Source organism: Blautia sp. LMAG:36 (assembly GCF_008680535.1).
Taxonomy (GTDB): Bacteria; Bacillota; Clostridia; order Lachnospirales; family Lachnospiraceae; genus Blautia_A; species Blautia_A fusiformis.
In genome coordinates, this window is the sequence record NZ_NALB01000003.1 from 799515 (window position 1) to 814134 (window position 14620).

The 14620-nt window shown below is 39.1% G+C and carries 13 protein-coding genes; 10 read left to right on the forward strand and 3 right to left on the reverse strand.

Features of this window, described 5'->3' with window-relative positions; all coding sequences use genetic code 11:
- The first annotated feature begins 1155 nt into the window (after positions 1 to 1155).
- Both CCC17_RS03910 and CCC17_RS03915 read left to right on the forward strand, forming a co-directional pair.
- Positions 1156 to 1482, forward strand: a complete 327-nt coding sequence (locus CCC17_RS03910; protein WP_243874510.1) for an ATP-binding protein — start codon at positions 1156 to 1158, stop codon at positions 1480 to 1482.
- 82 nt (positions 1483 to 1564) lie between these two features.
- Positions 1565 to 2548, forward strand: a complete 984-nt coding sequence (locus CCC17_RS03915; protein ID WP_015524511.1) for a helix-turn-helix domain-containing protein — start codon at positions 1565 to 1567, stop codon at positions 2546 to 2548.
- On the opposite strand, the gene CCC17_RS03920 is transcribed toward CCC17_RS03915, so the two are convergent.
- Positions 2521 to 3858 carry an MATE family efflux transporter gene (locus CCC17_RS03920; protein ID WP_173740196.1) on the reverse strand — a complete coding sequence of 446 codons (1338 nt, stop codon included), beginning with the start codon at positions 3856 to 3858 and terminating at the stop codon, positions 2521 to 2523. The genes CCC17_RS03915 and CCC17_RS03920 overlap by 28 nt on opposite strands.
- 817 nt (positions 3859 to 4675) lie before the next feature.
- Between CCC17_RS03920 and CCC17_RS03925 the strand changes: the two genes are divergently transcribed.
- The 3 genes from CCC17_RS03925 (at position 4676) to CCC17_RS03935 (ending at position 8037) form a co-directional block, all read left to right on the forward strand.
- On the forward strand, positions 4676 to 5203 hold the full coding sequence (locus CCC17_RS03925; protein WP_287082531.1) for a replication initiator protein A: 528 nt from the start codon (positions 4676 to 4678) through the stop codon (positions 5201 to 5203).
- Positions 5203 to 6015 (forward strand): ATP-binding protein, encoded by an 813-nt coding sequence (locus tag CCC17_RS03930; RefSeq protein WP_287082533.1) that lies wholly within the window; start codon positions 5203 to 5205, stop codon positions 6013 to 6015. The genes CCC17_RS03925 and CCC17_RS03930 overlap by 1 nt, the downstream gene beginning before the upstream one ends.
- Positions 6016 to 6177: 162 nt before the next feature.
- Positions 6178 to 8037: an ATP-dependent nuclease gene (locus CCC17_RS03935; protein WP_287082534.1), complete on the forward strand. Its 1860-nt coding sequence runs from the start codon at positions 6178 to 6180 to the stop codon at positions 8035 to 8037.
- Positions 8038 to 8477: 440 nt separating this feature from the next.
- On the opposite strand, the gene CCC17_RS03940 is transcribed toward CCC17_RS03935, so the two are convergent.
- Positions 8478 to 8705, reverse strand: coding sequence for a hypothetical protein (locus CCC17_RS03940; RefSeq protein WP_009266066.1), 228 nt, complete (start codon positions 8703 to 8705; stop codon positions 8478 to 8480).
- 118 nt (positions 8706 to 8823) lie between these two features.
- On the opposite strand from CCC17_RS03940, the gene CCC17_RS03945 reads away from it, so the two are divergent.
- Genes CCC17_RS03945 through CCC17_RS03960 form a run of 4 tightly spaced genes read left to right on the forward strand, consistent with a single transcriptional unit; the run spans position 8824 to position 11149 of the window.
- On the forward strand, positions 8824 to 9147 hold the full coding sequence (locus tag CCC17_RS03945) for a SymE family type I addiction module toxin (protein ID WP_287082535.1): 324 nt from the start codon (positions 8824 to 8826) through the stop codon (positions 9145 to 9147).
- A 2-nt stretch (positions 9148 to 9149) separates the two neighbouring features.
- Positions 9150 to 9935 carry a ParA family protein gene (locus CCC17_RS03950; RefSeq protein ID WP_055052399.1) on the forward strand — a complete coding sequence of 262 codons (786 nt, stop codon included), beginning with the start codon at positions 9150 to 9152 and terminating at the stop codon, positions 9933 to 9935.
- Positions 9925 to 10881 (forward strand): ParB N-terminal domain-containing protein, encoded by a 957-nt coding sequence (locus tag CCC17_RS03955; RefSeq protein ID WP_287082536.1) that lies wholly within the window; start codon positions 9925 to 9927, stop codon positions 10879 to 10881. Before CCC17_RS03950 ends, CCC17_RS03955 begins: the two co-directional genes overlap by 11 nt.
- The gene (locus tag CCC17_RS03960) at positions 10874 to 11149 is read left to right on the forward strand and encodes a hypothetical protein (RefSeq protein WP_055052397.1); all 276 of its coding nucleotides are present in this window, start codon (positions 10874 to 10876) and stop codon (positions 11147 to 11149) included. The genes CCC17_RS03955 and CCC17_RS03960 overlap by 8 nt, the downstream gene beginning before the upstream one ends.
- Before the next feature lie 63 nt (positions 11150 to 11212).
- Here the strand turns inward: CCC17_RS03960 and CCC17_RS03965 are convergent, their stop codons facing one another.
- Complete coding sequence (locus CCC17_RS03965) at positions 11213 to 11815, reverse strand: hypothetical protein (RefSeq protein ID WP_055052396.1); 603 nt, start codon at positions 11813 to 11815, stop codon at positions 11213 to 11215.
- Between the two features lie 542 nt (positions 11816 to 12357).
- Between CCC17_RS03965 and CCC17_RS03970 the strand changes: the two genes are divergently transcribed.
- Positions 12358 to 14595 carry an NACHT domain-containing protein gene (locus CCC17_RS03970; RefSeq protein ID WP_242857092.1) on the forward strand — a complete coding sequence of 746 codons (2238 nt, stop codon included), beginning with the start codon at positions 12358 to 12360 and terminating at the stop codon, positions 14593 to 14595.
- Positions 14596 to 14620: the final 25 nt, after the last annotated feature.

Here is a 14620-nt window from a genome sequence, read left to right on the forward strand (position 1 = left end):
AGGATACAACAACTTTACGGACTTGAAGGGATTTTTCCAATTTTCTCTATTTTTTTCATAATGATCACCACTTTACAACTTTTTCATAAAAAAATATCGTACAGGACTTTCTGATGTATAATGAATTTGACCCAAAACATTACAAAGGAAAGTGACCCTGTACGACAAAAACAATATACAACGAAAAAACACTGATTGGTAGACTTCATCAATATTTTTTGATTTATTTTGAAACTTTTTCTGTTCCAACAGCAGATACCTTATTTCTGCTGATATTATCCATACTAACCTTAGAATCTGCACATTCCATCCGGTTTCTGTATCAGCATTTTTTATCCGAAATAACGGAGAAATCACTGAATGTATTTTATTATGCATGTTCCTATAATATTGGATATGGATGTTCATGTAATGCAGTTAAATGATTAAAGTGAAGAAAGATTTTAGCACTGCATTTTAAAGATATTAGAAGATTAATTAAGTTGGGAAATTTGTTTGAGCAGTAGTCTGCACCCCCTAAACTGACTACGATTTAACTACTACAGATGGAAATGATTTGCTTCATTTTGCACTTTTTTGCAAAAAATGTAGTAAATGAGAAGAAAACTACGATACCTTGAAATGCTGATAAAACCTTGCAAAATACGGCATTTCAAGGCAATTTGAGAGGAGAAAAAACAATGATTCGAGTACTTTTCGTATGCCACGGCAGTGTTTAAGGGACGGAGCAAAAGCCTTGAGTTTATTGGGTTCCTTGGATGGAAATGTAGAATTTACACCTTATTTACACCTTTGGAAGATCGGATTGGAAAAGCTGAAATAATAATATAAATGCGTGGGAGAAATCCTACGCTTTTTACATATAATCGCACAATTTGAATGAAAAAGCCTCATGATCATGTGGGAAAATGAAAGTAAAACTTATTAGATGATATAATGTATTAATTTGTAATTTGAAAGAATATTTGAGGTTTATAGGAATTTATCTGACGGTATACACCTACCATATAGTAGTTATAAAATAGAACGGTATAAATGGATAGTTAGGTAAGAAGATAAAGGTTGTTTAATTGTTAAAAGCTCTTGCGGAAAAAAGCATTTTAAAATAATATATGATTGTAAGAGATGTATAATTTTTACAATGGAGAATAAGATATGTTTGGTAAGAACCAGATCATACAAAATCTTGTGGATTATCCGCTGCTGATTATTGATGATTTAGGAATAGAACGAAATTCCGAGTTTGCTTTGGAGCAGGTCTATAATGTGATAGATAGCCGTTATTGTAAAATGCTTCCGCTGATCGTAAAAACGAATCTGGGACTGAATGAAATGAAATCCACAGATTTGGATACTGCCCATCAGCGTATTTACAGTAGAATACTTGAAATGTGTGTTCCCATCTATTGTGGTGGAGAAGATAAGAGAAAAGAAGAAGGGACAGAAAAACTCGTACAGGTGCAGAACCTGATTACCGGTTAATCTGTCTTTTTTCATTAAAGGGGGTGATTGCCATGATTATTGATCTGGACAGCAGTTGAATCGCTGAAAGGAGGGAAAAGTTATGCAGGAAGAGGTAACTCAGAAAACGGTCACGTTCTGTATTCGGGCTACTAAGATTACAGCAGACCTGTTGAAAAAGGTTCTTGTTGCGTATCTGCGTTATCAGAATCTTTATGCGATAAAAGAAAAGTGCCAGCACGGATCCATTCAGGTTCCATACAGTTACTATGACTGCGGTATACCGGATTATTTTACGAGTGTACCGCTGCACTGGCACAGTGAAATGGAATTAAATTACATAAAATCTGGAAATGGTTTTTTCAAATACGAGGATCAGACCATCTCTGCCAAACCAGGAGACATCGTTCTGATCCAGCCCAACGTCCTTCATGCTATCATGTCGGATGAGCACAGCTCTTTTTTTTATGATACCATTGTTTTTCATCAGAATATGCTGGTGGGAAGTTACGATGACCGTTGTTATACAGATATTCTGCTGCCGATCTTTTCTTCCAGACAAAGAGTTCTGGTCCCTGTATCTCAGGACCCCCCGGGGTATCATGAACTCCATGATTCGGTCCGGACTATTATGCAGTGTGCGCACAAAAATCTTGCAACGTCTGATCTGTTACTGAAAAGCGAACTGCTTCGCTTATTTTATCTGCTGGCATCGACACCGGGACTCTGCACCGAACACACGGTTTCGACAGAATCTCGGATGACCGAAACACTTCGGCCTGTTCTCACTTATATACAGAAACATCATTCTGAATCTGTCACCATAGAGCAGCTGGCAAAGATCGCTCATATGAGCAGCAGTTACTTTATGAGCTGTTTCAAACAGAATTTCGGTCTCGGAGCCATTGAATATCTGAATCAGGTACGTATCCGATCAGCATGCGATCTTCTGCGCAATACGGATCGCAGTATCTCCGACATTGCTTTCGATACCGGATTTCATAACCTTTCAAATTTCAATCGACAGTTTCGCACCAAGGTAGGATGTTCTCCTCAGACTTACCGAAAAGAATCCGTTCTTTCCTGATAGATCCAGTAAGTGATCATCAACATGATCCAGGCGCCGATCCAGGCAGATACTTCTGCCAGAGCAACACCACGAAAAGCCAGATATGGAGTCAGCAGCTTTACCATGACCACTCGAAGAGACACTTCCAGGACTCCTGAAAGCATCGGAACAAACGTATGTCCCATGCCCTGACACCCGTTGCGGAACACAAACAGCCATCCCAGAGGAAACAGACAGATGCCAGTAACCGCCAGAAAATCTCTTGTGTAAGAAATAATCGACGCATCATTCAACATGAAAGAAGTCAGAAACTCAGGAATACACAGCAACATCAAAGCCAGTGGAATATTTATCAGGATCGTCAGGATAACTCCTTCCCGGATACCGGTACGTATCCGCTCCTTTTTTCCGGCACCATAATTCTGTCCCACAAAAGTAAGAAGTGCCAGGCCTACTGTATTTGCCGGCTGTTCAAAAAGACTGAGGATCTTGGTGCATGCCGCATAGGCAGCCACATAGCTTGTTCCCATATTGTTGACAAATGTCTGCAACACCATTCCACCCACTGCAGTGACAGAATTCATAACGGCAACAGGCAGACCTTTCAATGTCAGTCTTTTGATGATCACACTCTGTGGTTTCCAGTCCGTTTTTTTCGGGATCAGATTTTTTTCCCTTCCTATGTAGTAACAGCAGTAAAGCGCAGACAGAACCTGTGCCAGAACAGTGGCTAACGCTGCGCCAAAAACACCCATATGCAGCGGAAAAACGAATAACAGATCCATCAGAACATTAGCAATGGCGGAAATTATCATTGCAACCAGAGGCACCCGGCTGTTTCCGACGGAACGCAGAAGTGTCATGGCAAAATTATTAAAAATTGTAATGGTGGTTCCCGCAAGAATTGTTCCGAAATATTGCAGTGTTTCCGTCATCAGATCTTCCGGTGTATGGAGAAATGTAAATAATTGCCGCATGAAGGCCAGACTTACCACTGTGATCACAATCCCAATAGCCAGACAGATCCAGACAGACATTGCCAGCTCCTTACGAAGTTTTTCATAATTGCCACTTCCAAAAGACTGAGAAATACAGATTCCCAATCCTCCTGTCAGCCCAATTGCGAAACCAATGATCAGAAAATGTACGGAACCGGTATTTCCGACTGCTGCAAGTGCCGTATCGCCAATTCCTTTTCCCACCACCATAGAGTCTGCAAAGCTGTATAACTGCTGAAACAGATTTCCTGCCAGGATCGGCAGAAAAAACTGTACCAGTAAACGCATGCAGTTTCCCTGCGTCATATCATTCGTCGTGTTCTTACCCATTATGTTACCTCCTGATGTCTAAACGGTACTCTCCAAATACTGTCTGCTTTTAGCCAGTATTTTACTACTGAAATGATACTTTTTCTATGACATTACTATGCTGAAATATTAGCAGAAAGTTTCTTGTTTAAATTTTTTATGATGTTTTCAGAGTTATCTTTTGAATAATATCTCATTTTTGCTGCCGATAAATAGTCTATAATAATACCTCCTCTTCAAAATTAATTCTATCATAAAATGACATATAAATCTAATAAAGATATGCTTAAAAGACAAGAGTTCATAATGATTAGTGAACATCATAATATTTTTAGAGTAGCATCCAAATATCACAAACCGATTTGATGAGGAGAAAATACCAGAGCAAGATCCACTCGTGTATTACAGTATTGTCATTTTGATAATTTTGTATTACTTACGAGTAGCAGACTTGATGGGGATTACGTCCCCATACCCACGTGAAAATATAATTGCTGGCAATTATATTTTAGCAGATACGCGAGCATATCTGAGTAAGCGTCACAGACAACAAAATAAGGAAATTTTGATAAGGCATTCACCTGGAATAGGTGAGTGTTTTTTTGTTTTTAAGTATTCAATTAACCGAAAAAATAAAAAAATTTTCCTCAGGGGGCTGTAAAAATGCCTCTCAGCGTTTCGTATTAATGAAAGGGTATTTTTGCAGGAAAAATAAAAAATTTTCATCAAGAGCCTGTATTTATGCCCTTCATCTTTTGAATATGTGTAAGGACATTTTTTGAGCCGGCATAAAAATGATTTTTACAACAGTTAGAAACAGAAACGAGGCGAGAAAAGAATGAAATATGAATACATGAAGGAGTCAGAGCAGATGCTTCAGTACTTCCAGTTTCCGAAGTTTTTGCTAAAACTGCGAATTTCTCAAACTGCAAAATTCCTTTATATGATTTTGTATGACCGGGCGCGGATATCGAGAAAGAATAACTGGATAGACAAGTATGGAAATGTTTATCTGATCTTTCCAATAGAGGAATTGTCTGTTCAAATCGGCAAATGTAAATCTTCTGTAAAAACAGCATTGAAGGAATTAGATGATGTGGGATTAGTGTTTCGCAAGTCCGGCGGATTTTCAAAACCCAATCATTTGTATGTGAGAATTCCATCTGATGAGATAGTTTTACAGCCGGTTGACGATAAGGCGGATGAAAAGATGGCTGCGATAAAGTCGGAAAAGCAACTATCATCTGGTCGTAAAAATGGCTGTGCAGGAGTCGGAAATATGGCACCTAGTAAAGTAACTGAGAAATATAAAAGAAATAAATATCATGAAGTAAATTATTGCTATGGAGAAGGAGAGAGTTTGTGATGAGAGAAGAAGATACCGTATGTGTAGGCAGTGATGGTTTGCGATACTGCAAAGTCTGTGAGGAAGCGAAAGAAGCTTTTTTTCCCGAGGGTGTCTTTATGGGAATGAAGAAACATTCCAGGCAATGTGCCTGTGACAGAAAAGCATATGAAGCAGAACAAAAATATTTTAAAGACAAAGAGCACCGGGAATTAGTCTGCAGAAATACGAGCATCTGTTTTGATGAGAGCAGAATGGAAGAGTGGACATTTGAGAATGCAGATATATCAGATGCAGTCATGCATAGAGCAAAAAACTATGTTGAGAACTGGGATGAAATGAAAAGAAATCATATAGGCTGTTTGTTCTGGGGGCCGGTTGGCACTGGAAAAAGTTTTATTGCCGGGTGCATTGCCAATGAACTTCTTAAGCAGGAAGTAACAGTAAAGATGACAAATTTCAATACTATTATCGATGATATATTTCCGCTGGCAGACAAAACGGAATATATCAATGCATTGGCTTCTTACCAGCTTTTGGTTATTGATGATCTTGGAGTGGAACGAAATTCAGAATATGCATTAGGAACTGTTTTTAGTGTCATAGACCGCAGGGTCCGTTCGGGACGACCTTTGATCATCACGACCAATCTTCCACTGAAAGAAATAAAAAACGAGACCATAGGTGATGTGAAAACTTCGGATACGCATCTGGGACTTGAGGATGCAGAGGATGAATTGAAGCGGCTGGAAGACCTGCAGAATGCCAGAAAGGAATTGGAACGGACGCAGGGAGAAAAGACGGTGTTGCAGAAGATGTTTAAGGCGATATGATTATAGAAGAAAACGAAAGACGCTTTGCGGTTGCAGGGCGTTTTTTGTATAGAGAATCTTGTATAAATATGGTACAATAAATCCGTTGAACAACGCGAGTAGAAATATATCAAAGAAGAAATAGTATTATATAATTTATGTGAGAAAGACAAGGTGATTACTATGGAATATCCTCATACATTACAGTTTAACGTAGAAAAGATTTTTGGCAACCAAGAGGTTCAAATAACACTGTATTCGGGATTAACAATATTGGTTGGTACAAATGCTTCCGGAAAGACTCAAACATTGAAAAAAATAAGGGATATTATGAAAAGAAAGTTAGGTGGCGATAAGGTTCGATATTTATCATCAAATAGAATTGGAAATATGGAACAATATAGATCAAAAACAAATCAATACAGTTATACCATTGATGATTATACACTTGGAGATCAAGCGACAAAACGTGCTCGTTTACAAATTGAAACTGCAAGTGGAGATTTCTTTGCAATGGACGAACGAAAGGATGTTTTTATTAAGGTATCTGAGAGGTTATCGGTGTTATTTAATAGAAATATTTTTATTCGTTGGGATGCTGGACATATGAAGGTGTTTTTTGGAAAGACCGATAGTGAGCAAGAATACTCAGTTGCAGCAGAAGCAAGTGGATTAGTTAATGTTATTTCAATTTTGGCTGCCCTATTTGATGAAGTGGTTGAAGTATTATTAATTGATGAGCCAGAAGTATCTTTGCATCCGCAATTACAATCATATCTTCTTCGTGAGATGAAAAGTGCTGCAAAAAGATACAATAAAACTATTATTATTTCAACCCATTCTGCAGAGATGCTTGAATTAAATACTGCATCTGAGTTGTGTAACTTTGTGTTTTTTAGTAAAGATGCATTACCTAAACAAATTTCGCCAGATACACCGGAATTGAATAGCGCAAAATTGAAAGAATTTCTTTTGCGAATGAGTCTTATATATAATGAGGGCTTTTTTGCTAAAAAAGTAATGCTTATTGAAGGTTCCAGCGATATGATTTTATGTCGATATCTTTGCAATAGACTTAACTTAAATTTAGATGTGGCAGGTTCACAAATTATTCCGGTTGAAGGAAAAGGACAGTTCCCTATTATTACAAAATTGTTTAGACTTATTGGTAAAGAAGTATGTGTCTTAACGGATTTAGATGGCTTTACAGATGATAATAGTATTATTAATTTATTTTCGGGTTTACCTGAAGCAACTGACATTGCTAATGATTATGGCAATGGGGATCTTCAAAGTATGATTAGGGATATAAAGACAAAAACAGATGAGTTAATTCGAACTCAAAAAGAGAATATGGTAACGATTTTTAACCAACATCCGTATTGGATAAACCGAGATCCAGAAGCAGAGGAAGATAAAATTATCCGTCGTGCATTGGTTGCGCGGTTATTTACGGTTAGTGCAGATGAACTAGCAACTTGGCCAGATTCACATGAGTGGATAAGTCTTAAGAAGAGAATTACTGTACTGTTTGATATTTTAGAAAATTTAGGATGTTTTATTCTTCGACGGGGGGCGGTGGAAAGTTATTACGCTTTTTCACCGAATACAACGTTTAATGGAAAGCCGTCTGCAGCCGCTAATGAAGTTAGTTATTGGGAAGAAAAAAGTAATGAACAAATCTATGCTCAATTCTCTGACATTGTTCGTTCTTTGCAATTTGCTGCACTTGATAAAACGGTAGATGAAAGTTTTGCGGTAAAGAAAGAGTTATTAAGTGAATTAGCATTGATACTTGGAATTTTACCACAAGTATCAACTGAAAAAGAACTTCTGTCTTGTATTAAACAAGCAAAAGGGAGCGCAGAGTCTCTTTTGGATTATAGAATAATAAATGATAGCAAGCGTCTGGGTGTAGAAGTATCATTAAAATCTGAAATAATAGATGTTGATGGATTCCCATTTAAGGCTTTTGTCGGAGACAATGTTAATATTCTCATTGATGAAAGAATTCAATCGCATTTAAGTGAGGAAAGTCAGTAGTACCTCCACCCGCTTTTTACTACGTTTCCACTACGATTATTGTACACATCTTGCAATATTTTGCTAAGTTTTGCATTTTCTGTATAGAAATGACCGATACATAAAGAAGAATTTACACCGCGCAAATCGCTGCAAATGACAGCAGGATAGCGCATTTTGAAAGGAGAAAATATGAGTATACGCGTACTCTTTGTATGCCACGGCAATATACTGGTAACTCTCTAAAAAGTCTTGATTTATCGGGGAAAGGAAAGCTTCACAGTTCTGTTTTAGACCAGGTTTAGACCATTTGAAATGTGTAAAAAAATAACGAAAAAACATGCAGATGGGGAGCCTTGTTGCAAATATACTCATATAGAAAATTACACAACGGAGATAATTTTTGAGAGAAAAAATCATCCGGTGATGTGTGGAAATGTATCCATACGTCACCGGATTTTTTACGTTTCGGGATTTGATTCCTGATCGCGTTTCATGGCTTCATCGATTGCTCTATTGATAAAGGCTGTGGCACTTTCACCCATCTTTTCTGCGTGGTCCTTAATGATGGCACGCTTCTCTGGGGTGACACGAACCTTAATTTCAACGAAACGATCATTATATTTTTTGTTTGCTCTTCGACGAGCTTCGGTTAAGCCCTTATAGGAACCATTTTTCTCTTCACTCATGACAGCCTCCAGGATGTGTATTGGCAGATTTGCCTGTGAAAAGTATAGCACAGATTGATACATAAGACTATGTAAGATTTTCAAAAAATGACATTTGATTGAAAAAGGAGACAAGCTTATGAAAAATCAGAAGATTAGAAGCATGAAGGTTCACGAACAGAGCGGATATAACTACAAGGCAACACCTACCATCATTCTCAAAGGTCAATGGCTTAAGGAAATGGGATTTGAGATTGGTGATTACATCAGTGTCAGCTGTGAGGATGGGAAGCTGATTATTACTCCGGATGCAGAAAAGGCTACAATGGCAAAGGCAGAAACGGAATTCATGGAGAAGGAAATGAAGAAGCTCCAGAAGCGTTTTCAGGCAGAGAAAGAACAACTCCATGCTCAGTTTGTGGCTGAAAGTAGCACTGAATATAACGGAAGAGAGGTGCAGTAATTATGGGAAAGATTATTGTTATCGGTTCACAAAAAGGTGGCGTGGGTAAAACCACGACCACACTTAACCTGGCTTATTCTCTGAAGGAACTGGGCAAGAAGGTGCTGACGGTAGATTTTGATAGTCAGGCAAATCTGACTACCTGTTACGGAGTAGAGGATACCGGAGTCTTGGAATATACGATTGGCCATCTGATGATGGCTCAGATTGAAGAAGAGGTGACAGAGAGCTTTGAGGATTATATTCAGAGTAGAGACGGCGTGGATTATCTTCCATCATCTATTTATCTGTCTGTGGTGGATGCAAAGCTTAGAACAGAAATGGGTGCGGAGAGGATGCTTGCAGAGGTTCTGGAACCGTTAAAGAGCAGATACGATTACATACTGATTGATACCTGTCCGTCCTTGGGAATGCTTACCATCAATGCATTGGCTGCGGCAGATGAGGTGATTATTACGGTAAATCCTCAGCTTCTGGCGATGATGGGATTGCAAGATTTCCTAAGAATTGTAGGAAAGATTAAGAAGCGGATCAATCCGAAGTTGGAGGTCGCAGGCATTCTCTTAACTATGTGTGAGAGCAGAACCACTCTTTGTAAGGTTCTGACAGAGGAAGTGACCGGAAGCTTCCAGGGAAAAATCAAAGTATTTGATACAAGGATACCGGCAACAGTCAAGGTGGGAGAGAGCATTTACTACAATATGCCGATTGCTCAGTATAGCAAAAAGGCATCTGCAGGAATCGCATATAGAAAATTTGCAAAGGAGATAATCGCATATGAAAGCTAATTCAAAGAGAAAAGTATTTGGTGATGCAGTGGATCTGCTGATGGGAGATATGGAAGAAGTAACAATGCCAAGAGGTGTTCAGATGTTACCAGTGAAGAGTATTCAGCCTTTTCACGATCATCCGTTTCATCTGTATGAGGGAGAACGCTTAGAAGATATGATTGCCAGTGTGAAGGAGCACGGAGTGCTCAATCCGGTTATTGTACAGAAGCTTGATACCGGTTATGAAATGCTTTCCGGGCATAACCGTTGGAATGCAGCTAAGCTGGCAGGGCTTAAAGAAATACCAGCAATAGTGAAGACCGATTTATCTGAGGAAGAGGCCTATGTGTATGTAATCGAAACGAATCTGATGCAAAGGTCATTTTCGGATTTGGCAATATCGGAGAAGGCAGCAGTGCTGAAGGCAAGGTATGAAAAGGGCTCCTGTCAGGGAAAGAGAAATGATATCTTGAATGAGATTGCAAGGTTAGAGGGCAAATCCTCAGATGTAACTTCTGGTCACTGTGACCAGAAGTTGACTACACGGGATGCCATTGGCAAAGAATATGAATTGTCCGGTAGCTCTGTGGGGAGATTACTTAAGCTGAATGACCTGATTAAACCCTTCAAGGATATGGTGGATAGAGGGGCCCTCTATACGAAGGTGGCATTACAGCTGGCTTTCCTTCCGGAGAATGAGCAGACGATGGTATATGAGATTATGAAAGAGAAGAAAACTAAAATCACCATAGAGATGGTTATGAAGCTTAGAAGTCATTCTGGTGCTCTGACAGAGGCAATGGTAAAAAGATATTTAAGTACAGAAACCATCAAAAAGAAATGCTATAAGGTTCCAAGCAGAATTGTGGAGAAATATTTTGAGGGAATGGACCCGAACCAGGTGGATGCAATAGTGGAACAGGCATTGGAAGCCTGGTTCAGTAAGGAGGTTGCGAATGTTTGATGAAAACAGCCTTAAGAAGATTGATACCAAGTATTTCAATATCATTTTGATGGACGATAGGGATATTACAATCCAGAGCAGAAATACCGGTCATTACTGGTATCTGCACTGTACGGAATACCCGATGGAACAGTCGCTTATCATATTTCATAAACACTTCTTCAAGTGTCCATACCACCAGCATGGAAGAGCCAATACGCTTAATCAAGCGGTGAGAAGTATTAAGGGACATGATAAGTATCAGTTAGAAGTTAGAAAATGCGTATAATTTAACAATGCAGCGGTATCTTCGGAATTGAGGATACCGCTGTTTTTAGGTTAAGCAGGAAGCTTATTTACCGAAGTAAAGTTTCTTAGCAAGTGTCTGAGCTGCCTTGATGTCAGCGTAGCCTTGCGATTTACCAAGACCTAATTCATCAAGAATCTGTCCTTTGGTGTAATCTTCACAGATGAGGTCGAGAATACGTCCGTACTTCGGATTGATTTCGTGAATCTTCTTTAAAAGATCCTGAATAATCATACGAAGCATAACTGTTTCTTCCAGATTTTCTGGTGATGCAGGCTCGAAGCCTTTGCCATCTTCTGATGTAGCTTCATCCATAAACTGGTCAAGGGAGAGAACATCATCTGTCTTAAAGGATGCAAAGTGTTCTCTGACATCAGAGTTGAACTGCTTAAGGGCAGCAGGCTTGTCCGCAATTTTAACAGGAGCAAATGCTACCAGAACCTTGTTAGGTCCGATATGCCAGGTCTCAAGATTGTCCTGGCACATATTGAAGTGTTTCACCATTTCCCAGTCTACACGGATTGGTACGAGGCATTCTCCCGGATTAAGTGGGAGATTGTTGTAACTGCGACGGTTGTCGTAGTTGTGGTTGTCGTTGGTTGACTGATGATTTTCAGTAGTTGTCTGTATATTTACATTGATTTCCATATCGTGCGGCCTCCTGTGTCCGCTGAATGCGGAACGAAAGCTTCGATATGAAATTCAGATAAGCATCGATTGTCTTATTCATGGCACGTCTCCGTTCCGTAAAATAAGCAATCAGGCTTCTTAGCCCCTGATGCGGTTGATAGGTTCATCACGCCACAACTCTAAGAAGATGCCGCGTCCGGCAGTTGCTTTGTGATGTAAAGGCATTAGAACACTCTTGAGAAATAAGCTTTTTTGATGTATACTTAGGTATGAATAAGTGGGATTGAGTCTGGTTGAACTGATATAGTAATGAGTTCAAATCCCTTCTTCTTGTACCTCAGAGGTATTGCCTTTATATTGAATATTTTAGATTAGGTCGGGGAAAAGTTCCCTGACAGGGAAACAGACATTTCACGATAGTTCGCGGACATTTCACGGACAATACAGACAGAGAAAAGAGATATTGATAATTGAGGCTAAAATTCGATGAGTTCTTCTTGAATTTTTATATATCAAGATCCTCTGGCGGATTGACGAACCACAGAGCAAAGAAAAAGATAGTGGAATTTTTAGTGAAGTCAGCGATTCCAGAAGATAGCTGGGAATTGCTTCCGACATCAGACAGCAGTTATGAGAAGTGGTTAAATGGAACCAGAACTTTCAATCCTGCAGTGTGGCAAGAAATCGCAGAGAAATATGATGAAAATAGATTTTTGGAGATAGTTATCAGGGAATTAAACGATAATGCCCTGGTAACAGTAATGGACAGATTTGGAATAAAAGTTTCTACGGTCAATGAAATTGATAAGGAGCTTTTTACTGTAGCAATAGGTCAGCAGCTTCGTGAAATCGCAAGAGGAACAGGAAGTGCTGAGAAGGTTGTTCAGAATATTTATTCCAACACGGAGAGCAAAGAGATTTTTCCGGTATATAAACAAAAAGCTCTTGCAGAGTATTCAAAGGTAAAGACTAATTTTTCTGATGAACTCTGCGAAATGAAGGATGTGTTTATCTGTAACACACTGAGTACTGTTGATAGTGCGTATTCGAGAAGAGGTATGCCAGCCAGAGGTACAGTGATACAGGATGCTACTCTTGATAAAATAGCTGAGCAATCCAATATGGTAGCTCTTATTGCCAATGGCGGCATGGGTAAATCTATGATGCTTAGACACTTGTTTGTAGAATCGATGAAGAAGTATTCTGAGACAGGTGTTATGCCCATACTGGTGGAACTGAGGGATTTTAGATTTGCTGGATGTGATCTGCTTAGCTGCATTGTTAAATCTGTTAGCATGTTTGATCTGTCTTTCAATGATGAAGCGGCAGACAAGGTTTTGAGAGCAGGTAAATGTCAGATTCTTCTGGATGGATTGGACGAAATAGATCCTTCTGACATGGTAGCATTTCAGCATAGGTTGCGAGAAATGATAAAGATTTATCCGATGAATCAGTATGTCATTACATCCAGAGAGTGTGATGTAGCAAAATCGATTGGATTTAGAAGCAGGCTGTATTTGATGCCATTTGATGATAGACAGACAGGAGATCTGATAGACAAACTTATTAAGGATGATGGCGTAAAGGCAGAACTTACCAGAAATTTGAATGAAGGATATCTGAATAAGCACGGAGAATTTGCTTCCAATCCAATGCTGCTTACCTTCTGTATCATGAATTATCCGTCATATCAGTCGTTTTATGATAGACCACATGAGTTTTACCGTTCTGCATACGATACGATTTTATCGGACCACGATATGGAAAAAAGCCCTTTGGACAGGGTATTTCGGAGTGCAGACAGTCAGGATGATTTTACAGACGTGTTCAGGGAATTTTGTGCTATATCGTACGTGGAAAGAAAATTTCAGTTCAATAAAATGACTTTTGAAGCCATCTTTAAGAAATTGAAATCAACGAAGCAGGTAGCCAATCCGAGAATCATGAACAAGACGAATTTCCTTCATGATGCGTGTGCTACGGCATGTATGATGTATGAGGCAAAATCGGATATCTTATACATAGATCCGGGATTTCAACAGTTTTTGTTTGCTGAATATAATTATTTTGCAGAACCAGATGAAGTAGAAGCGATGGGTAGAAAGCTGTGGACGGTGCCGGAATCGGAATTCAATGGCGGTATAGCTTTTGAAATGCTCTATGAACTTTCAGATGAAAAGGTTGAGGTATGTTTGGATCTACCTTATCTGGATATGATATTCAAAGATAAGGTGGAAGAGGAATCCTTTAATGCATTCTTGGTACATGGATTCCGTGAGATAAAGAGTGCATTGATTGACAGGGCTGTTATAGAAGAATGCGAGCAGAAAAGCGGCATTATCGGGAAATATGCTATCGCAAGCAAAAGTGAGCCAAAGTCAGTCATCTTATCAATGATGCTTAAGCGTTTGAATATGGATATGGATAATCCGTCAGCAATGGTGGCTCCGATGATTGATATGGAAACTCTTTATCCGGAGGCTGAAAGCAGGGCGATTATTGGAGAGAAGGTTTTTGACCAAAACACACAGAAATATTCCTTGAATCTCAGAAAAGTAGAAAGGGATAAGATAGAGAGATTAGAAGACTGCGATTTTGTACTTACGGATGATGCTGGAAAGGTCATTACTTTTGGATATGAATATAAAGCCGACATGAGTCAGCTGGAAAAGAGACTTGCAAGATATATGGCGTTGTTTACCCTTATCAAAAGTGATGAGGTTATTAAGAAGAAATACGAACGGCTCAAAGCATATTATGATGAGCTTGTAGAGAAACATAGAAACAGTGAGTTTTAATGGAGGGAGTATTATTGGACACTAA